At 66.4% G+C, this 18,908-nt stretch carries 19 protein-coding genes and 1 pseudogene; 11 read left to right on the top strand and 9 right to left on the bottom strand.

Annotated features, from left to right (window positions below; all coding sequences use genetic code 11):
* Positions 1 to 2: 2 nt before the first annotated feature.
* Positions 3 to 1,946: a TAT-dependent nitrous-oxide reductase gene (gene nosZ / locus ACXJKO_RS14900; RefSeq protein WP_457091871.1), complete on the bottom strand. Its 1,944-nt coding sequence runs from the start codon at positions 1,944 to 1,946 to the stop codon at positions 3 to 5.
* Between the two features lie 17 nt (positions 1,947 to 1,963).
* Positions 1,964 to 4,294, bottom strand: a complete 2,331-nt coding sequence (locus ACXJKO_RS14905) for a 4Fe-4S binding protein (RefSeq protein WP_457091888.1) — start codon at positions 4,292 to 4,294, stop codon at positions 1,964 to 1,966.
* Positions 4,295 to 4,625: 331 nt separating this feature from the next.
* Between ACXJKO_RS14905 and ACXJKO_RS14910 the strand changes: the two genes are divergently transcribed.
* The gene (locus tag ACXJKO_RS14910) at positions 4,626 to 5,507 is read left to right on the top strand and encodes a ferritin family protein (protein WP_457091872.1); all 882 of its coding nucleotides are present in this window, start codon (positions 4,626 to 4,628) and stop codon (positions 5,505 to 5,507) included.
* A gap of 19 nt (positions 5,508 to 5,526) precedes the next feature.
* Here ACXJKO_RS14910 and ACXJKO_RS14915 read toward each other — a convergent pair whose 3' ends face one another.
* From ACXJKO_RS14915 to ACXJKO_RS14935, 5 genes are all read right to left on the bottom strand, one after another.
* Entirely contained in the window at positions 5,527 to 7,146 is a 1,620-nt protein-coding gene (locus tag ACXJKO_RS14915; RefSeq protein WP_457091873.1) for a copper resistance CopC/CopD family protein, read from the bottom strand.
* Positions 7,147 to 7,165: 19 nt separating this feature from the next.
* Positions 7,166 to 7,702 (bottom strand): YcnI family copper-binding membrane protein, encoded by a 537-nt coding sequence (locus ACXJKO_RS14920; protein ID WP_457091874.1) that lies wholly within the window; start codon positions 7,700 to 7,702, stop codon positions 7,166 to 7,168.
* 39 nt (positions 7,703 to 7,741) lie between these two features.
* Entirely contained in the window at positions 7,742 to 8,119 is a 378-nt protein-coding gene (locus ACXJKO_RS14925; protein WP_457091875.1) for a hypothetical protein, read from the bottom strand.
* Positions 8,120 to 8,155: 36 nt separating this feature from the next.
* Complete coding sequence (locus ACXJKO_RS14930; protein ID WP_457091876.1) at positions 8,156 to 9,256, bottom strand: hypothetical protein; 1,101 nt, start codon at positions 9,254 to 9,256, stop codon at positions 8,156 to 8,158.
* Positions 9,257 to 9,321: 65 nt separating this feature from the next.
* The gene (locus tag ACXJKO_RS14935; RefSeq protein ID WP_457091877.1) at positions 9,322 to 9,663 is read right to left on the bottom strand and encodes a metal-sulfur cluster assembly factor; all 342 of its coding nucleotides are present in this window, start codon (positions 9,661 to 9,663) and stop codon (positions 9,322 to 9,324) included.
* Between the two features lie 177 nt (positions 9,664 to 9,840).
* Here ACXJKO_RS14935 and ACXJKO_RS14940 point away from each other — a divergent pair, with 177 nt between their 5' ends.
* Positions 9,841 to 10,065 (top strand): DUF1858 domain-containing protein, encoded by a 225-nt coding sequence (locus ACXJKO_RS14940; RefSeq protein ID WP_457091878.1) that lies wholly within the window; start codon positions 9,841 to 9,843, stop codon positions 10,063 to 10,065.
* Between the two features lie 37 nt (positions 10,066 to 10,102).
* Here the strand turns inward: ACXJKO_RS14940 and ACXJKO_RS14945 are convergent, their stop codons facing one another.
* Positions 10,103 to 10,801, bottom strand: a complete 699-nt coding sequence (locus ACXJKO_RS14945) for a Crp/Fnr family transcriptional regulator (protein WP_457091879.1) — start codon at positions 10,799 to 10,801, stop codon at positions 10,103 to 10,105.
* A gap of 273 nt (positions 10,802 to 11,074) precedes the next feature.
* On the opposite strand from ACXJKO_RS14945, the gene ACXJKO_RS14950 reads away from it, so the two are divergent.
* The 8 genes from ACXJKO_RS14950 (at position 11,075) to ACXJKO_RS14985 (ending at position 16,655) form a co-directional block, all read left to right on the top strand.
* Positions 11,075 to 11,530: a pseudoazurin gene (locus ACXJKO_RS14950; RefSeq protein ID WP_457091880.1), complete on the top strand. Its 456-nt coding sequence runs from the start codon at positions 11,075 to 11,077 to the stop codon at positions 11,528 to 11,530.
* Between the two features lie 124 nt (positions 11,531 to 11,654).
* The gene (locus ACXJKO_RS14955) at positions 11,655 to 12,845 is read left to right on the top strand and encodes an NnrS family protein (protein ID WP_457091881.1); all 1,191 of its coding nucleotides are present in this window, start codon (positions 11,655 to 11,657) and stop codon (positions 12,843 to 12,845) included.
* Positions 12,846 to 13,348: 503 nt separating this feature from the next.
* Positions 13,349 to 14,083 (top strand): aquaporin Z, encoded by a 735-nt coding sequence (aqpZ, locus tag ACXJKO_RS14960; protein ID WP_457091882.1) that lies wholly within the window; start codon positions 13,349 to 13,351, stop codon positions 14,081 to 14,083.
* Between the two features lie 52 nt (positions 14,084 to 14,135).
* Positions 14,136 to 14,585: a DUF3597 domain-containing protein gene (locus tag ACXJKO_RS14965; protein WP_457091883.1), complete on the top strand. Its 450-nt coding sequence runs from the start codon at positions 14,136 to 14,138 to the stop codon at positions 14,583 to 14,585.
* 145 nt (positions 14,586 to 14,730) lie between these two features.
* Complete coding sequence (gene mscL, locus ACXJKO_RS14970) at positions 14,731 to 15,198, top strand: large conductance mechanosensitive channel protein MscL (RefSeq protein ID WP_457091884.1); 468 nt, start codon at positions 14,731 to 14,733, stop codon at positions 15,196 to 15,198.
* A 134-nt stretch (positions 15,199 to 15,332) separates the two neighbouring features.
* A complete protein-coding gene (locus ACXJKO_RS14975; protein WP_457091885.1) occupies positions 15,333 to 15,875 on the top strand; it encodes a YidB family protein in 543 nt (180 codons plus the stop codon).
* A gap of 205 nt (positions 15,876 to 16,080) precedes the next feature.
* Positions 16,081 to 16,356 carry a hypothetical protein gene (locus ACXJKO_RS14980; protein WP_457091889.1) on the top strand — a complete coding sequence of 92 codons (276 nt, stop codon included), beginning with the start codon at positions 16,081 to 16,083 and terminating at the stop codon, positions 16,354 to 16,356.
* On the top strand, positions 16,284 to 16,655 hold the full coding sequence (locus ACXJKO_RS14985) for a zinc ribbon domain-containing protein (protein ID WP_457091886.1): 372 nt from the start codon (positions 16,284 to 16,286) through the stop codon (positions 16,653 to 16,655). Before ACXJKO_RS14980 ends, ACXJKO_RS14985 begins: the two co-directional genes overlap by 73 nt.
* A gap of 309 nt (positions 16,656 to 16,964) precedes the next feature.
* Here the strand turns inward: ACXJKO_RS14985 and ACXJKO_RS14990 are convergent.
* A pseudogene (locus ACXJKO_RS14990) lies at positions 16,965 to 17,660 on the bottom strand (YoaK family protein); the annotation flags it as partial.
* Between the two features lie 243 nt (positions 17,661 to 17,903).
* Between ACXJKO_RS14990 and ACXJKO_RS14995 the strand changes: the two are divergent.
* Positions 17,904 to 18,908 (top strand): AMP-binding protein (locus tag ACXJKO_RS14995; protein ID WP_457091887.1); only part of this gene is annotated, 1,005 nt, incomplete at its 3' end.

Below are 18,908 nucleotides of genomic sequence, written 5' to 3' on the forward strand. Positions count from 1 at the left end.
CGTCAGGTCGCCCGCGGTTCGACGAACATCCGGCCCTTCATCTCCATGTGCATGGCATGGCAGAACCAGGAACAGAAGTACCAGTACACGCCGGGCCGGTCCGCCGTGAACGTGACCGAGGCCGTCGCCTGCGGCGCCACCTCCATGTTGATGCCGTAGTTGACGAGGCCGAAGCCGTGCGTCAGGTCCTCGACGTCGTCGATGTTGGTGACGAACACCGTCACCTGGTCGCCCTGCTTGACCTGGAAGCTCTCCAGCCCGTAGGCCGGCGCGGCCGAGGTCATGTAGACCCGCACCTTGTTGCCGTCACGGACCACCTTGGAATCCGCCATGAGATCCACGCCGTCCGCCTTGGCCTGCTGCACCGCGTCGGCGAAGAACGGGTCGTCGCGCTTCCAGGTGTGCACCGGGTTGATCTTGGAGCGGTGCACGATGGTGGCATCATGCGGCTCGGCAAAGCTCGGGCTGTCGTGCACGAGCACCATCCGGTCGCCCGAGATGTCAATGAGCTGGTCGTTCTCGGGCTTGAGCGGTCCTACGTTGAGGTAGCGGTCCTTCGAGAACTTGTTCAGCGAGATCAGCCATTTGCCATCCGCCTCTTTGGTCTGGCCCATGGAGGTGTGGTTGTGGCCGGGCTGGTAGTGCACGTCGAGCTTCTGGAGGACCGGGTTGACCTTCTCGCCTGCAAACGCGCGCTTGGCGAGGTCGATGTTCCACTTGCACACCTGGCTGTCGAGGAACAGCGTCGTGTAGGCGTTGCCCTTGCCATCGTAGGCGGTGTGCAACGGCCCGAGGCCCAGCTCCGGCTCCGCAACCACCGTGTCGCGCGGCTGGATCTTATCCTCGAACAGATCGTCGAACTTGCGCACATCGAAGACGGTGACGGTCGGCGACAGCTTGCCGTTCGCCACGACGTGGATGCCGTCCGGCGCCGTGTTGATGCCATGCGGGCTGTTGGCCACCGGGACGTAGCGGGTGTAGGGCGAGCCCTTGCGGCCGTCGAGGACGGGCACGCCGCCGATCATCTCGGCCTTGCCAGCCTTCACCGCCTCCTCGATGCGCTTGAGGTTGAAGATGACGACCCAGTCCTGCTCCTTGGCCATCATCTCGGCCAGCGTCACGCCTTCCTCCGAGTTGTAGCAGGTGGCGAAGGAGTACTTGCCCTGGTAGTCGGCGTCGGTGTTGTCGAGGTTGCCGTCGACCCTGATCTGCCAGGCGACCTTCATGGTGTCGCCGTCAACCGCGGTGTAGATCGAGGAGTACTGCTTCGGATCGTCCAGGATCTTGCCGTCGTTCGGGATCGGCACTCGGTCCTCGCCGTTGCAGAACACGTAGCCTGTGCGCGGGTACTTCTGCACGCGCAGCCCGTGCACCGTGTGCTGGTTGGGGAGCTGGAGGATCTTGTCACACTTCATCACGTCGAGGCGGATGCGCGCGACGCGGGTGTTGAGCTTGTCGTTCACGAACAGGTAGCGCCCGTCGTAGGTGCCTTCGGTGAAGGACAGATGCGGGTGATGCAGGTCGCCGGCGGTGTAGACCCCGCCCTTGTCCTTCAGGTACTCGACGCTCTGGGGAGTCAGGCCCTCGGTAAGGATCTTGCGGCTCTGGTCGGTCTGGCCCCAGCCGGTCGCGCTGTCGCGGTTGAACACCGGAATGCGCATCAGCTCGCGCATCGAGGGCAGGCCGACGATGCGGACCTCACCCGTCTGGCCGCTGGAGAAGAACACGTAGTACTCGTCGAGCTCGCCCGGCTTGACTTCGTACTTGTTGGCGCTGGCGGCAGGCCGGGCGGCCGGAGCCGTCTGCGCCTCGGCCGGCGTGATCACTCCCGCGTCCTTCAGGGAGACACCCCCGGCGACCCCTGTCGCGCCGGCCGCCGCCACTGCGGCGGTCGTCCCGAGCAACTGGCGTCTGCTGAGGCCGTTCTTGTTGTCGTCCTGTGACATCTGTGTCTCCTTCTTGGTCATGAGGCGGAGGTCGGGAAATCGGCCGTGGTCGGTTCGTCCGTGGGTGCTCCGACGGCCTTTCCCTTGTGGGTGATGATGGGTTTAGCGGGTCCGCTGCCGCCGTCCTTGTTCTGGCGCATGGACGGCGACGAAAGGGCCTCGCGCTTCTCGCGCTTGAGCCGGACCTGGATCATGTGCGGGCAGCGGTGATCGTCGTGGTACAGCTCCTGGCAATGCATGCAGTAGATGCACTCGTTGACGTTGATCTGCCCCTCGGGATGGATCGACTGGACCGGGCACTCCTTGGCGCAGCGCTGGCAGGGCGAGCCGCATTCGGGCCAGCGCTTGAGCCACTCGAAGGTGCGGATCCGGCCCGGGATCGCCAGGGCGGCGCCCAAGGGGCAGAGGTAGCGGCAGAAGAAGCGCTCGATGAACAGCCCGACCGAGAGCAGGGCCAGCGCATAGATCACGAAGGGCCAGTCACGGACGAACTTCAGGATGATCGAGGTCTTGAACGGCTCGACCTCGGCAAAGACCTCGGCGAGCGCGACGTTGTACAGCGAGAGGCCGAACAGGCCGAGGAAGATCACGTACTTGATCGGCCACAGGCGCTCGTGCAGGCCCCAGGGCACCGTGATCTGTGGCACCTTCAGCCATTGCGCGATGTTATTGGTCAGCTCCTGGAGTGCACCGAACGGGCAGAGCCAGCCACAGAAGGGGCCGCGGCCCCAGAACAGCAGCCCCGCCGCGACCGCCGCCCACAGGATGAAGATCAGCGGGGCCGCCAGGAAAAATTCCCAGTTGAAGTCCGTGATGAGCGAGTTAGTGAAGGTCAGGACGTTCACGACCGAGAGCTGCGCGTTGGCGTACCAGCCGAGCCAGACGAGGGTAAAGGTCAGGTATGCCCGTCGTACCCAGACATAGACCTTCGGGCGCTTCACCAGGGCATCCTGGAAGAAGAAGATGGCGGTGAGCACCAGCAGCGCGAAGGCGGCGATGCCGATGGAGACGGTGTTGGTCTTCCAGATCTTGAGCCAGAGCGGCTCCTCGATCTCCCCGGCCGCGAGCGCGTCGGCATCGTTCAGGGACGGTTCGGCAGAAGCGGGAGCAGGAGACGGCGTAGCAAGCTGACCTTGCGCTTGAGCCTGCTGCTGTGGCTGGACCGGGGCTGGTGCGGGTGTAGGTACTGGGGTGGGAGGTTGCTCGATCCGGAGATATTGGTCCGGCAGCGCGTATTCGAGGTTGTAGGTCAGGAAGGCCTTGTCACGCGCGCCGACGTTGCGCTGCACGAGGAGTTGCATCTGCCAAGGCTCGGTGAGGTCGAGCTTGAAGTCCTCGGGCACCACGAACAGGGCGATCTCGCGCAGGGCCGGCGCGCCCGCGGCGGCGAGATCGCCGAGGCGGGTGTGGTTGCGGTCGCGGAAGCGCGTGCTCTGGCCGTCCTGGAGCAGCTCGATGCGGTCGAAGATGCCACCGCGGACATAGCCGGATCCCTTGAACGAGTACGCGCCGTCGCCGGCCACCACGATGGCCTGCTGGTCGGGCTTGAGCCGTGCCTTGAGCTGGTCGTAGGCGGCATCCCCGAGCAGGCTGCGCCCGATGGTGGGCACGCTGACGGGGGCGACGTACATGTCGATGAACGTGTCGTTCGGGTCACCCGTTTCGGCGTTGTTGGCCGCCGCCTGGTTGCCGGCCTGGAGGTAGGCCTCGTTGACCTCGCCGACGGTCAGCGACAGGCGCCGGACCGAGCCGTCGCCGAGGAGGGTCTGCCAGTCGCGGACCTCGCTCTTCGAAAGGTCGACGGTCCTCGTGGCGGCCGGTGCAGGCACGGCAGCCCCGGCGGCTTGCGCGCCGCCCGTCCCGAGGCGGCCACTGCGGATGAGCCGGACGGCGGACCGCACGACGCTGTCACCCATCACGAGCACCGTCACGGTCGCGCCGCTGACGATGTCGACCTGGGGCGGGCGCTCGGCGCCGGCGGAGACCGGCCTCATGTCCTTGCCGATGAGCTTGTTCATGGCATCGACGATGCGGCGCTCGGGGATGCCGATGAGGACGATGGGTTCCTTGTGGTCGACGAGCTTGATCCCGGTGATCACACCGTTCGGATCGATGCCGACCAGCAGATGGATGGGCTTGCCGGAATATCCGGTGGCACCCGTGACGTCGGAATTCAGGTAGACGTAGCCGAGCAGTTGGTCGCCCTGGTGGACAGGGACGAGCGGCGGATCGCCCTGCGGTGCGCCGAACCTGTCGGCCCCGGGGAAGAAATCGGCCGGCTGTGCCTTCGGGAGGAATTCCTGCACGCGCCCTGCTGCCATGCCGGGAGACACCCAGAGGAGAACCATCATGGCCCCGAGCAGGGCCGCAATCCAAGGAAGCGTTAAACGAGTATTCGCAAGATGTCGGGTGGGACCGGGCGAATAGGTTTTTGCCAACAGGGGACCGTCCAGAGTTGCGTTTGTGCTTCTGAACAGAAAAACGCTAACGGCTTTCAGATCGGATTGGTTCCGATGGAAGGTCGCGATCTTTCCGGGGCTGTTGAAATCGATCTCGCGAGGCCCAGAACGATCATGCTATTGGCTTTTCGGGCGTGCATTGATTTGCGTCAAACTGGCCGAAGCGAGGATGCCCTGTCAACCCTTGACGCCGACTTCCTGCGTCGTGCGGAGAGTGCCGATGTCCCTTCTGAAATCCGAACCCGTCGGCTCCGTCCAGTCCCTGGAGGAGCTGTTCGCGATCGCTGCGGCGATGGAGCAGGAGGCCGCGACCCGCTATGCCGAGATCGCCGCGCGGATGCGGCAGGAGGGTGATCCCGCGCTGGCGGAGGTGTTCGAGCGCCTGTCGGCCGACGAGCAGGGTCACCTCGACAGCGTCGTGCACTGGTCGGAGCGAACGAAGGGTCAGGCGCCCGATCCCGCCCGGATCCGTTGGGTGGCTCCCGAGACCTTCGACGACGAAGGCGTCGCCACGGCTCACCCCCGGCTCCTGAGCGCCTACCGGGCGCTCTCCATGGCGGTGCGCAACGAGGAGCGCGCCTTCGCCTTCTGGAGCTACGTCGCCGCCCATGCGGAGACCCCTGAGATCCGGCAGGCGGCGGAGGCCATGGCGCACGAGGAGCTGGGGCACGTGGCGACCCTCCGGCGGGAGCGCAGGCAGGCTTTCCACGCCGGGCGCAAGGCGACGGACCGGGACCCGGAGAACCGGGGGGATTTAGTTGAAGAGGCTGYCCTCGAGCGCCGTCTCGCCGACCTTCTCGAAGCTGTCGTCGCAAAGGCGCCGTCGCCGGAGCTCGCGCCCCTCAGGCAACTGGCCGGGGAGGCGCGGCGGCACGCGGAGGAACTGGACGGGTCCCCCCTTGCCCTGGGCGGAGCCGTGTCTGCGGACGCGGTCACGGACGATCCGGTGGCCTTGGCCGAGCTTCTCACCGAGCGCTACCTCGAGGCGGGTGACACCCTGCAAGACGAGGAGTCACTGCACCGGGTACAGGCCTTGGCTGGCAGGGCCATCGCCCGCCTCGCTTGGCTGAGGAACGACCTTCCGGAGCTGCAACGCGGCTAGCTGCGGGACCCGCCGGGACTTACGGTACGACCGTGATGCTCCCTTCGAGGCTGGCCTTCTCGAAGTCGTCGACGAGGATGTCGACCTTGACCTGCCAGGCGCCGGCCTGCGGCAGGACAAGGCCGTCGACCAGCCATCCCTGCCGGCCGTCCTGCCGTGCCGGACGGGCGATAGCCTCGATCCCGGCATCCGGCCTGGCCAGGACCAAGGTCACCTCCTTCGGGCTGATCGGCTCGGCGCGACCGGAGGCAACGACGATCCGCGCCCGCGTGGCTCCGGCCCGTCCGGGCGAGAGGGTGACCTGCGCCATGATCCGCGGCGAATGCAGGTGGACGCTCGCGGACGCCGCAGCCTCGATGCCCGTTGCCCGCGCCCGCGGCGGCGGGGTGAACCGCCAAAGCCCCACCAAGCCCAGGATGGCGACGGACAGGACGATCTCGGCAGCGACCGACCGGACCAGCCACGCGCCGCCGGAGCCTCCTGGCATCGCCAGCGCAGGCGTCAGCCGGATGCGGTTCAGCGCCGCCAGACCGAGCAGGGAGATGACGAGGAGGGTCTTAGCTATCAGGACCTGTCCGTACTCCGTTCCCGTCAGGTTCGCGGGAGCCTCGACCTGGATTACCGCCAGCAGGACACCTGCCAGCGTCAGCACCGCGACAGCGGCGAGTGCACCCGTCGAGAACCGACGGACAACCGGAAGCGCCGATGCCGGATCCTGCCGGACGGCGAAAGCGAGGGGGACCAGCGCCCCGACCCAGTAGGCGACCGCCACCGCGTGGAGGAACACGGCCGGGCGCGTGAGCCATTGCGGGGCGGCGGCGCTGGCATGACCGCTCCAGGCCAGCGACAGCCCGACCCCGGTCATGGCGGCAAGACTGCACGCCCGCCGCTGTCCCGTCGATCCGTGCAGGCCAATTGCCGCGAGGAGGAGGGCGGTGGCCCCGATCGCGGCCGTGGGTCCGAACGAGGTCCGCCATCCGGCGGCCCACGCTGCGGCGGTACCGAGGGACGCGGGCGTCTCCCCGAGGGCGTCGATGCCCTGGAGGCCCAGGGACATCGCGGCCGCCGGGATGCCGAGGACGACAAAGCCGATCAGGACGCGCCTAATCCGGCCTGCCTTGAGGCCGGGCGCGAGCCAGGCCTGGAAGAATGCGCCTCCCGCGCCCGCGAACAGCCCCAAGTACAACGCAACACGCGCCAGCCAGAGACCGCGGCGGACGGCGTCGTCTCCCTCAAGGGCGGGCTTGGTCCCGGGTTCCGTTGCAGCGCCGACCGAGAACACGATCGATCCGCCGATCGGGTGGCCGTCGCCCGACGTCACGCGGTAGCTCAGGACATGGCTCCCCCGGGGAAGATCGCCGGGGATGGCCACTTCCAGCACCTCGTTGCGCGCGGCAACGTCAAGGCCGCGATGCACATGTCCGCGGGCATCGGTCAGGCTGACGACGAGGGGCGAGACGGGCTCGTTGAAGTGCAGGCGGACGGCGGCCGGGGCCTCCTCCACGACAGCCCCGTCCGCGGGATGGGATTCGACCAGCGCCGCGTGGGCGAGGGCGGCATTGCTGCCCCACAGCCCGGCGAGCGCCAGCCAGAGCATGATGAGTATGGCCCGGAGCATGGCATTGCGGGGAGCCGGCACGCGGCTCCCCGCTCCCTCGTCAGTGGGTGGCCTTGGCCGACAGGAGCTTCAGCCCTGGGGCCGGGTACTGGTAGTCGTCGGCGCTCTTGCCCTCGGCCGGGATCTCGATCCAGCGGTCCGCCTTGCCGCCACCGCACTCCTGGACGACAGGGAAATACAGCATGGCGTCCGGCTTGAGGCTGTCCGTCAGGTAGGCGCGGAAGACGAACTCGTCGTAATGCTCGTCGAGTAGCTTGCCCGTCCAGACGATCTCCCGCACGCCCTCTGACATCGCGGTATCGTAGTAATCGTAGGTCTTGCCGTAGGGGGCCTTGACGGTCTCCAGCTCCCAGCCTGGCTTGGGCATGGGCTTGACGCTGACGACGCCATCCGGGATGCGCACGCGCAGCTTCAGGGTTGGCGCCCCTTCGCAGCCATGGCCGACGCGCAGCACCGCCTTGTAGGTTGAGCCGATCGGCGCCTGCTGCGTTTCGAGGGTGGTATGTGCGTGAGCCGTGCAGGCAAGCGCGATGAATGCGAAGGCAGTGAGCGCCCCGCGGAGACGGATCGTGATCATGGATTCATCCTGTCGTCTGGTATTGTTTGCGTGTGGCGTTTAGATCGCCGCAGGTGGCGCACGGGCGCCGACAGGATAGAACGTGAGGGATCGCGCCGCCCTGGACGGGGTCCGGACCTCGAAGTTCGGGGCGGATGGGATGGCGTACGGCGGGATCGGGAGACCGGCCGCAGGCGCCGCCGGCATGCCGTTGACATAGCTCAGGATGCAGCACGGCTTCGCATGGCCGGCTGTCGTCCCGTGCCTGTCCCGATGCGATCCGTCCGCGTCGCGGGAATGATGCACGTGCCGCGCAGGGTCGGCCCGTTCGAACGACGGAAGCGACGGCGGTTGCGTCGCGAGGGCCATCAGGCCGACGTGCAGGACAAGGGACAGGGCAGCGACCAGCGCTGTTGCCCGCCTGCTCCAGGTCCTCATGTTCCGCCGATGGCCCATCGCCCTGCAACTAGGTTCCTATGCCGCGGGATCAACGGTCGGCATCGCTTCCCGTCGATGGCCGGAAGGCTCCCCCTCGGGCCGGCGGGCGACGACCAGGGTGCCGGCAAACGTCAGGAGGGCGATGACCGTGAGGATGCCACTTGCCATCCGTCCGGCCTCCCCGCCTGCGATCCCGGCGCCGGCCCGCAAGACCACCGAAGCATGCAGAAGGAGCAGCGGTGCGTAGAGCCACCCTGAATGGCGCAGGCGAACCCGCGCGACCGCCGGCAGGATGATGAGCGCATGCCCGAACACCATCGAGAGCACGAACCCGATCAGCACGGCATGCAGCGCGACGTCGTATCCGAGGCTGCTTTCACCGGGAGGGAACCCGATCAGGGAAACGCCCGCGAATCCAAGCCACGCGTAACCCGCGAGCATGCAGGCCGCCATGAAGCGGGGCTGCCCGGTCCTGCGGACGTTCCGGAGGGCAATGTCGTGCCGCAGCAGCCACAAGGTGGTGACGAGGAGGGCGATGCCGAACAGAATCGCGCCGTTCCCGGTCATGAGGCCGTTCCGGGCGCCGGCGACGAGCAGGCCGATGGCGAACAGGAAGAGAGCCTCGCTGCCGCGGCGCTGCGGCATGAGGCGGCTGAGTTCCAGGCGCTCGCCCGCAATGGTGAGGATCAGGAAGGCGAGCCACCAGCCCACGAGGTCGGGCATGGGCTGGCCCGTCAGCCAGAGGATGTTCCCGCCGAGCCAAGCGAGCGCACCGAACAGGAGCGCCCCGGTGAATACGGCGGGCTGCTGGATCGTGATCAGCAGGGATCCGCCCGCGAGCACCGCCGCCGCGATCGCGTAGGCCCCTGCGCCCACGGCCTCGGGCGCCCCGGCCAGCAGGGCCAGCGTCCCGAGACCGGAGAACGCGGGAGCGGCGTAGCTCCACCTGCGATCCAGCGCGACGGCGCGCTCGAGGCCGATCAGCGTTCCGAACAGCCCCGAGATCATCAACGGTCCATGCAAGGCGGCGAGGGACGAGCCGTGCGGCAACGGCCAGCCCAGCCGTGCCAATGCGCCCCACAGGCCCGCCAGCAGGGCAAGGATGCCCAAGGCGAGGAGCGCGGCTCTTACCCCCATCCAGGAACCCTTGTGTAAAGAGACGAGCAAGGGAGCGGCTGTCCCGGCGGTGGCCGAGGTGTTCATCAGACCGTCTCCTGAGGGGGATGACCCAGAAGCTCGAGACTCCGGCCCGTGATGCGGTCCGGGGTCCAGGGCGGGCTCCACACCAGGCCGACGGCGACCTTCGGCACGTCCTGGAACCGACGCGACAGGCGCTCGCGCGCGTCCTCCACGATCATCCCGCCGAGCGGGCAGGCCCGGGTCGTCAGGGTGAGCGCGACCTCGATGCCGTCATCGCTCCGTGTTGCCTGGTAGACGAGGCCGAGGTCGACCACGCTGAGGCCGACCTCGGGATCCATCACCTCCAGAAGGCAGTCGAGGACTTCGGGATCGAGCGGCTGGGTCTTGGTCGAATGTCCGGTCATGGCTTTCCTTCCTTCGCTGGACCTGACCTTCGCCCATCGGACCATGCCGCTCCTTGCCCTGGCGCAAACACCGCGGCGAAATCCAGGGTCGCGTGGAGGCATCGTTGCGCCGGGACAAGGACCGATGCGGGGAGGCGGCTTAGACCTGATGTCCGATCGTTGCCGCCGGAGGCTCACATGACCATCGAAACCACCCACCTCGTCGACGACGTCATGCGGCGATGGCCCGCGACCATCCGCGTGTTCCTGAACCATGGGATGCGGTGCGTCGGGTGTCCCATCGCCTGCTTCCACACGGTCGACGACGCCTGCCGCGAGCACGAGCTCGATCGCGCGGCCTTCCTGGCCGATCTCAGGGCGACGACCGCCTTCGAGGGCCTCGCAGGTCCGGCGCGGCCGTGATGGAACCCGTCATGGCGGTTCGGCGGTCGCCGCTCCGTCAGTCAGGCAAGCCTTCGGCGAGCAGGAACAGCTTGTGCGGCTCGCGGATCACGATCCGCTGACGGCCGCCCTCGACGAGGCCCTGGCTCTCCCAGGCGCTCAGGACACGGCTGACGGTGGGCATCGTGGCGCCGGTCATCTCGGCAATGTCCTGGCGCGTGATCGGGAAATCGATCTCCACCCCGGCCTCGACCTTGCGTCCGGACTGCCGCACCAGCCGGAGTACGGCATGGGCGATGCGGCGCTCGACCTGCTCGGTCGACATCTCGACCACGCGGGTATGGGCGTCCTGGAGCCGGCTGCCGACGGTCTGGAGCGTGTTGACCGCCAGTGCCGGATGGCTCGCCACGAGGCGGGGCCATGCGGCGGAGGGCCAGACTAGGGCGATGCTGTCCACCACCGCCGTTGCCGTGGCCGGATAGGTCGTGCGGCCGATGGCCATGGCGACGCCGAACACCTCGCCGGGCGAGACGAACCGGACAACCACCTGCTGCCCGTCGGGCGTGAGCTTGAACACCCTGAGATGGCCGTGCAGCAGGATGAAGAAGGAGTGCGCCTCCCCGTCCTGCTGGAACACGTTCGTTCCCTTCGGGTAGCGCACCGACTGCGCCTCCTGGAGCATCCGGTCGACCTGCTCCGGCGCGAGGCCGGCGAACATCGGGAGGTCTGCCACGAGGGATCGGTCGACGCTGGCCATTCACTGCCTTCCACTGAAACAGTCCGCATCGGGACAACGGATGAGCGCCATGTTCCGTTCGAACGAACCGGACCGCCTGCCGACGGTTCGGCAGGACGCCCTCGACCCGCCTGTTTGCCGTGGCGCAATCAAGTACCCTGTCTCTCGTTGAGCTCCAGGCAAATTCGCCAACTCCTTGCGCCAGCGCAAGTACGGGCACCCCACGGAGGCGTACCACCATCCCAAGAGCTTCGGACAGAGGCTCACGGTTTCGCAGTGCAACAGGAGACAATCATGCAGAAGGTCATCGTACTCGGCGCCATCGTGGCAGCCCTCGGCTTCGCAGGTGCGGCCAGTGCCGCCGAGGTCGAGGTGAAGATGCTCAACAAGGGTGCCGAGGGCATCATGGTGTTCGAGCCGGCGCTGGTAAAGATCAACCCGGGCGACACCGTGAAGTTCGTCGCCGCGGACAAGGGCCACAACGTCGAGGTCATCGACGGCATGCTGCCTGACGGCGGGCAGAAGTTCGTCGGCAAGCCCAACGAGGAGATCTCGGTGACCTTCGACAAGGCCGGCGTGTACGGCTACAAGTGCAAGCCGCACTACGGCATGGGCATGGTCGGCATGGTCGTCGTCGGCGATGCCACCAACGTGGATCAGGCCAAGGCCGCCGCACATCCCGGCAAGGCCAAGCAGGCCTTCGCCACCCTGTTCGACAAGCTCGCGGCAACCCAGACCGCAGCCAAGTAATGCCCTGACTGCCGTTCCTGCGCCGCCGCGACGATTCTGCCGCGGCGGTGCCGATGTCCTCGCGGCACCGTGGCCTCGATCCGTGCCGCCGTCGCTTGCGAGAGCCTGAACAAGGAGACCGATGATGGCTCCCATTCCCCGCCTGCGGGACTACCAGGGCCCCGCGCTCCTCTCGTACGGCTTCCGGCCGTTCTTCCTCTTCGGCTCTCTCTATGCCGGCCTCGCGATCCTGGCCTGGCTGCCGATGTTCTACGGCGAGCTGGAGCTGTCGACCGCCTTCGCGCCGCGCGACTGGCATATCCACGAGATGCTCTACGGCTATCTCCCCGCCGTGATCACCGGGTTCCTTTTGACGGCAGTCCCCAACTGGACCGGGCGCATGCCGCTCCAAGGCCGGCCACTGCTTGTCCTAGTCTTGGCTTGGGCTGCGGGCCGCATTGCCGTGACCACTTCGGCTTGGATCGGTTGGGAGGCTGCGGCGGTCATCGACAATGCGTTCCTGATTCTCGTCGCGGCCGCCATGGGGCGGGAGATCATCAGAGGGAAGAACTGGCGCAATCTCAAGGTCCTGATCGCGCTCGGTGTCCTCACCGTCGGCAATATCGTGTTCCACGTCGAAGCCCATGCTCTCGGTGCCGCCGACTACGGCATCCGCTTCGGGATCGCCGCCACCATGATGCTGATCATGCTGGTCGGCGGACGCATCATCCCGAGCTTCACCCGAAACTGGCTCGCGCGGGAGAACCCCGGCCGCCTTCCGGCCTCGTTCGGGCGCTTCGACGTCGTCTCCATGATCGCCGCAGGCACCGCGCTCCTGGCCTGGGTTATCGCTCCGGACTGGCGCGTGACCGGCGCCTCCCTAATTGCCGCGGGCATGCTTCAGGCGGTTCGGCTGGCCCGTTGGGCGGGCGAGCGCACCTGGCGCGACCGTCTCGTCCTGATCCTGCATGTGGCCTATGCGTTCGTGCCGCTCGGTTTCGTCCTGGTCGGCCTGTCGACCCTTGGGCTGTTGCCGTCCGGTGCCGGAATCCATGCCTGGACCGGCGGTGCCATGGGCATCATGACCTTGGCGGTGATGTCGCGGGCAAGCCTCGGCCATACGGGGAGGGCGCTCGTCGCGACGGCATCCATGCAGGGGATTTACCTGCTGCTGGTCGCGGCTGCGCTCGCCCGGGTCTGCGCCGCGATCCACCCTGCCTGGAGCGGCGCGCTGCTGCACGTGGCGGGAGGCGCATGGGCGCTCGCGTTCGTCGGCTTCGCCCTGGCGTACTGGAAGATATTCACCCGTCCGCGCATGACGGTTACGCCGGGGTGAGCCGGTTCTGCATGTGCATTCCTTGAGTCCGCATTTTCTCCAGTCCCGGTCCACATAAGCCAGGCTGATGGATGATCGCCGAGTTCCGTTGTCCCCGTTTCCGGCATTGTCGTCCGCCTCGGGCCATTCTCGCCACCATGACCCAAGGCGGTAGCCCGCACGGATTCCGGGGAAGATCGCGGCAACCCCCTGGAATGAATACAGTAGCCATGAACGCAATGGCATTATCAGATCGGAGGCGACGTTTGCTGCCTTGCACCGAAAGACAAGCCGTCGCATGTCGGAGCAAGAACAGGTCACGCCCCCGTCAAATCGATATTCGCCAATGGGCAATGATAAGGCATGACCTTCTAATCCCTTTGCTTTCTTGACGGACAACCGCGTCAGGTCGTTGCTATTGCTGAGGCTGCCCACGGGCCTCCCGTCCCAAACCTCGGGAGACCCGTCGTGCGTCGGAGTCGCACGCAAGGCACCTTGACTGTCTCTTCTCCGGGGAGAAGGCCGTGGACCTTCGTAGGTGCTCCGCCGAGGCGATCGGCACCTTCTGGCTCACCTTTGCGGGCTGCGGCAGCGCGGTCATCGCGGCAGGCTTCCCGCAGGTCGGCATCGGCCTGCTCGGGGTGTCGCTGGCCTTCGGCCTGAGCGTGCTCACCATGGCCTACGCCATCGGCCACGTCTCGGGCTGCCATCTCAACCCGGCCGTGACGGTCGGCCTCGCGGCCGGCGGGCGCTTTCCCGCGAAGGATGTCGTTCCCTACGTAGTGGCGCAGGTCGTCGGTGCGGTGATTGCCGCCGCTGTCCTCTACGCCATCGCCAGCGGAGCACCCGACTTCGACCTCTCGAAAGGGTTTGCCGCAAACGGCTACGGCGAGCACTCGCCGGGCAAGTACACCCTGTTGTCGGGCCTGCTGGCCGAGATCGTGCTGACGATGATGTTCCTGTTCATCATCATGGGATCCACCCATGGCAAGGCGCCGGTCGGGTTCGCACCCTTGGCGATCGGCCTAGGGCTGACCTTGATCCACCTGGTCGGCATCCCGATCACCAACACCTCCGTGAATCCGGCCCGCAGCACCGGCCCGGCTCTATTCGTCGGCGGATGGGCGTTGGCGCAGCTCTGGCTGTTCTGGGTTGCGCCGCTGCTCGGCGGGGTGCTCAGCGGCATCCTCTACCGCTGGCTCAGCGAGGAACCCTCGGCCCAGGTCACGGGCATCGCGCCGACCGCTCCCGCCGAATAGAGGAAGCCATGGCAATGACACCGATCAAGCGCATGTCCGACGGGAGAACACGATGAGCATCTTCGGCAGGATCAAGGACGCCATCTTCGGATCCGCAACGGCACAGGAATCCTCATCGGCCGCATCCACTGCGGCGCCGCCCCCGCAGGGGTCCGCCGCATCACCCGCCGCTTCCGGGGCTACGGCCCCACCGGCCGCCCAGACAACCGCAACCTCGTCCGCTCCGAACGCAAACCCGATGTCGCAGGTCGACGTCGAGGCGGTGCTGACCGACCTCGCCGCGAGGAAGGGGCAGAAGCTCGACTGGCGCAAGTCGATCGTCGACCTGATGAAGCTGCTCGATCTCGACAGCAGCCTCGACGCACGCAAGGAGCTCGCGAGGGAGCTGAACTACAGCGGCGACACCTCCGATTCGGCGGCCATGAACATCTGGCTGCACAAGCAGGTCATGAGCAAGCTCGCGGCGAGCGGCGGCAAGGTGCCCGACGACCTCAGGAGCTAGGAACGCGGCCGGGTTCCGCACCTGATCGAGCGCGCCGGAGTGAGGCTTGAAGGTGCAATGAAAACCAAGCCCAACCGACAACCGTTTCGTGGCGCCGGATCACGAACTCGAACCGGAACAGGGACTACCTTGGAGAGACGGGCTCATGCTTGAAGAGTTCAAGAAGTTCGCCCTGCGGGGCAACGTGGTCGATCTCGCGGTCGGCGTGATCATCGGCGTGGCGTTCGGGGCGATCGTCACGTCGCTGGTGCAAGACATCATCATGCCGATCATCGGTGGCGTCACGGGCGGGCTGGACTTCTCGAACTATTACCTACCGCTATCCTCGGCCGTGCAGGACGGGGCCTCCTACGCCGATGCCAAGAAGCAGGGGGCCGTGGTCGGCTACGGACAGTTCATCACGGTCGCCCTGAACTTCCTCATCGTCGCCTGGGTGCTCTTCCTCGTGATCCGGGCGATGAACAAGCTGAAGCGGCAGGAGGATGCCAAGACCGATGTTCCCCAGGCTCCGGAAATCCCGGCGGACGTGAAGCTGCTGTCGGAGATCAGGGATCTCCTGGCGACGGGGCAGGGGGCAACAGGGGCCTTCAGCAAGCCGACGAGAGGCCCCTGAACCACCGACCCGGGCAGCGTCGTGAGAAACCCCGTTGCCGTGAATCCTTCAGGTCGGACAGCGGGAGAGACCTGAACCCTGTCGAAGGCCTGACGTTACTCCCGCCAGGCCAACCCAAACCGAGGAGCACTGAAATGAGTCGCAGATTTCCATCGATGACGGCCCTTCTGGGCCTCTTGGCAGTGGCAGGGTTCCAGAACCGGGACAAGATCGCCGAGATGCTGCGGGGAGCAGGCTCGAGCACCCCTGGCACTCCAGGCGAGGGTGACCAGCAGGGTGGCCTGGGCGGACTCCTCGGCAGCCTGGGCGGCGGTAGCCCCAGCAGTCAAGGCCAGGGCGATCCACAGGCGGGCCTCGGCGGGCTTCTCGGAGGCCTCGGTAGCGGCGGGCTTGGAGGCTTGCTCGGCGGCGGACTGGGTGAGTTGATGGAAAGCTTCAAGCAGCAAGGCCAAGGCGACGTCGCGGAGTCCTGGGTCGGCACGGGACTGAACAAGCAGATCGCTCCCGATCACCTCGAGCAGGCGATCGGTCCCGAGGTGCTGGCAACCTTGACCCAGCAGACCGGGCTGTCGCGAGAGGAACTCCTGTCGCGGCTCTCGACGACGTTGCCCGAGGCCGTGGACAAGTTCACTCCGGACGGACGCCTGCCCGACGCGACGGACCTGCCGCGTTCCTGATCCGCGATCCAGCGAGAGTGCCATGGCCTGTTCAAGTCCGCCGAGGATGCGGGCAAGCTGTCCGGCGGCGCATGGGCCGCGATGCCGGGTATCCTCAAGCAGACAATGGAGGGCCATGGCCTTGACGCCAGCAAGCTCAACATCGACGTGCAGGGCGACAGGGTGAAGTGGAGGCACAGAACGCGCACGTGGAGGAGATCGGATGGTGAGGCGAGAGCGAGCCTACCGCTGCGTGGGAGGCCCGTATGACGGCGTGATGCTGTGCCTGTTGGGAGACGACCAGCGCATCCGCCTGCCAGCACCACAAGAGGTTCCCCCGTCGCGGACCCGGAACATGGCGTCCCGCAAGGCAGACGACATCCAAACCGCCGATTATCAGGTGAAGCGACTCCTGGCGCCTGACGGCAAATGGCACGAATTCCTTGTGTCATCGTCGCTGACGACCATGCAAGCAACCGTGCAGCTCAATCGCCGCCGATAAGTGTCGTACTGCCCCGTGCTATACAGCGCTGCTCCGAGTGCGGGGAGACCCGAAGAATTCCGAGGAGACGAGGCACGTCCCCACGGAAGATCCTCCATGACGAGTTCGTTTGTCCGCTGTGCGGCTTTGCCGCCGACGCTGACGTGAATGCCGCGAGGAACATCCTCGCGCTGGGCCGCCAGCACTGGGCGGCATCACCTGACTGCACCGACGGACGCTCGGTGCCAGCCTGTGGAGGCCTCCGGACTAGCCGCGCCCGCGAAGCAGGAACCAAAGATCGAGGGAGGCAGCATGCGTAAGCAAGCGGCACACCCGAGAAGCCTCGCCGTTCACGGCGAGGAGCGTCACGGACGAGCTTTGCCATCCGTTCCAGCTTCGTTCCTGTCAGCGAGACGACCACCATCCGCCGATCCTTAGTATGGGCCGGCCGACGAGATCCTCGCGGCGAATTGAACGTTGGTCCTTGTCCACGAGCCTGTCGTCCTTGCCGGTTGCGTGATCGAACAGGCGCCCCTTGTACGCGCGGCCGAGAGGAACGGGTCGGCAGGATGATGACGAGCCTACCTGACGCTTGTCGGGGACTAATGCGGGAGCAGCGAGGGGCCGACAAGCAGCAGCAGCAGGAAGGCAAGCGGGATGCAAGCCACGTAGCCCAGGTAGTGGAATCCAAGAGCTCCGATCACGCCGCCGGTGAAAAACGATCCCAACAGCCCCGCCAGCAGGCGGAGCTTGGCCCGATCGGCCATGACGACGGGAGCCGCGCCATCAGAGCGGTCCCGGTTCCAGTAGATGAGCTTTCCAAGCTCGATGCCGAGGTCGGTGACCATGCCCGTCACATGGGTCGTCCGGATGCGGGCGCCGGAAATCTTGGTCACGGTGGCATTCTGGAGACCCATGATGAAACAAAGCAGGGGTATCCCAATGATGACAAGTCCAGGTCCATCGCGAACCAGTCCACCCAGCAGGCCGAAGCCCAGCAGAAGCGCAGCCTCGAGGAGCAGCGGCAAGGCATATCTACTCCCGCGGCCTGAGCGCTTGCCCCAGTTGATCAGGATGGCCGAGCAGGCGGCGCCCGCCGTGAAAGCCAGGAGGGCGCCGAGGCCGACCAGCACCAGCCCGACCGCCCCCAGCGCGAGGTGATCGGCCATGGCGGAGAAGATCCCGGACATGTGCGATGTGTAATGGCCTATGGCCAGGAACCCGCCCGCATTGGTGGCGCCCGCCACGAAGGTGAGAACCAGGCCGAGCTGCGTGTCGGCGGCTCCGGTCCGCTCGGCCGAGACGATCCGGCGGGTGAGACCGATATAGTGGACCGCCACGCCGCTTCGCCGCCGGGATGATCGGCGCGCGGTCATGCCCTTTCGATCCTCATCCGCCGACTCCCATCGCGGTCCTCCGGTCATTATACTTTCTTACAAGTCTTTGAGGCCGACCCGTTTGATCTGCCTCAATTCGTCCAATTGTCGGCCCAGTATGATGGCGCGCAAGTCCCGAAGCCAAGAACAACACAGGGACAAGGGAGAGGGGCGACTGGGAAAGGCAAGCGCATGAACATTGCAGCTCCTGTTGCGACGCTATCTGTCTACGACGTGCCGTCCGAGTGGAGCCACCGCGCCTATCTGGACGACGCGGGCTACCGGGCCAAGTACGAGGCTTCGATCAAGGACCCAGAGGCCTTCTGGGCTGAGGAGGCCAAGCGCATCCACTGGTTCAAGGCCCCGACCCGGATCAAGAATACCAATTTCGGCCCCGACAACGTGGCGATCCGCTGGTTCGAGGACGGCACCACCAACGTGGCCTATAACTGCATCGACCGGCATCTCCACACCCGCGGCGACCAGGTCGCGATCATCTGGGAGGGCGACGACCCGGCCGAGTCGAAGACAATCACCTACCGCGAGCTTCACGCGGAGGTCTGCCGCATGGCCAACATCATGCGCACCCGCGGCGTCGAGAAGGGCGACCGGGTGACGATCTACATGCCGATGATCCCGGAGGCGGCCTATGCCATGCTSGCCTGCGCGCGGCTCGGCGCGATCCATTCSGTGGTGTTCGGCGGCTTCTCGCCGGATTCGCTCGCAAGCCGCATTCAGGATGCCAAGTCCGCCTTCATCGTCACCGCCGATGAAGGCCTGCGCGGCGGCCGCAAGGTTCCCCTGAAGGTCAATGTGGACGCGGCGCTCGAGCGCGTCGGACCGGGTGTCGTCGATCACGTCCTCGTCGTGCGCCGCACGGGCTCCGCCGTCGACATGCTGCCGGGCCGCGACGTCTATTACGACGAGGCGGCGGCGATGGTCTCCGACGATTGCCCCTATGAGGAGATGAACGCGGAGGACCCGCTGTTCATTCTCTACACCTCCGGCTCCACCGGAACGCCGAAGGGCGTGCTGCACACCACCGGCGGATACCTTCTCTATGCGGCGATGACGCATCAATACGTGTTCGACTACCACGACGGCGACATCTACTGGTGCACCGCCGATGTGGGCTGGGTGACGGGCCATTCCTACATTCTCTACGGACCGCTCGCGAACGGCGCGACCACGCTGATG

Source organism: Microvirga sp. P5_D2 (assembly GCF_054049475.1).

What these genes read in the sequence shown, in the direction of transcription:
- nosZ (WP_457091871.1), bottom strand. Translation starts at nt 1,946, where the DNA reads ATGTCACAGGACGACAACAAGAACGGCCTCAGCAGACGCCAGTTGCTC.
- ACXJKO_RS14905 (WP_457091888.1), bottom strand. Translation starts at nt 4,294, where the DNA reads ATGGTTCTCCTCTGGGTGTCTCCCGGCATGGCAGCAGGGCGCGTGCAG.
- ACXJKO_RS14920 (WP_457091874.1), bottom strand. Translation starts at nt 7,702, where the DNA reads ATGATCACGATCCGTCTCCGCGGGGCGCTCACTGCCTTCGCATTCATC.
- ACXJKO_RS14925 (WP_457091875.1), bottom strand. Translation starts at nt 8,119, where the DNA reads ATGAGGACCTGGAGCAGGCGGGCAACAGCGCTGGTCGCTGCCCTGTCC.
- ACXJKO_RS14930 (WP_457091876.1), bottom strand. Translation starts at nt 9,256, where the DNA reads ATGGGGGTAAGAGCCGCGCTCCTCGCCTTGGGCATCCTTGCCCTGCTG.
- ACXJKO_RS14935 (WP_457091877.1), bottom strand. Translation starts at nt 9,663, where the DNA reads ATGACCGGACATTCGACCAAGACCCAGCCGCTCGATCCCGAAGTCCTC.
- ACXJKO_RS14940 (WP_457091878.1), top strand. Translation starts at nt 9,841, where the DNA reads ATGACCATCGAAACCACCCACCTCGTCGACGACGTCATGCGGCGATGG.
- ACXJKO_RS14945 (WP_457091879.1), bottom strand. Translation starts at nt 10,801, where the DNA reads ATGGCCAGCGTCGACCGATCCCTCGTGGCAGACCTCCCGATGTTCGCC.
- ACXJKO_RS14950 (WP_457091880.1), top strand. Translation starts at nt 11,075, where the DNA reads ATGCAGAAGGTCATCGTACTCGGCGCCATCGTGGCAGCCCTCGGCTTC.
- ACXJKO_RS14955 (WP_457091881.1), top strand. Translation starts at nt 11,655, where the DNA reads ATGGCTCCCATTCCCCGCCTGCGGGACTACCAGGGCCCCGCGCTCCTC.
- ACXJKO_RS14965 (WP_457091883.1), top strand. Translation starts at nt 14,136, where the DNA reads ATGAGCATCTTCGGCAGGATCAAGGACGCCATCTTCGGATCCGCAACG.
- mscL (WP_457091884.1), top strand. Translation starts at nt 14,731, where the DNA reads ATGCTTGAAGAGTTCAAGAAGTTCGCCCTGCGGGGCAACGTGGTCGAT.
- ACXJKO_RS14975 (WP_457091885.1), top strand. Translation starts at nt 15,333, where the DNA reads ATGAGTCGCAGATTTCCATCGATGACGGCCCTTCTGGGCCTCTTGGCA.
- ACXJKO_RS14985 (WP_457091886.1), top strand. Translation starts at nt 16,284, where the DNA reads ATGGCACGAATTCCTTGTGTCATCGTCGCTGACGACCATGCAAGCAAC.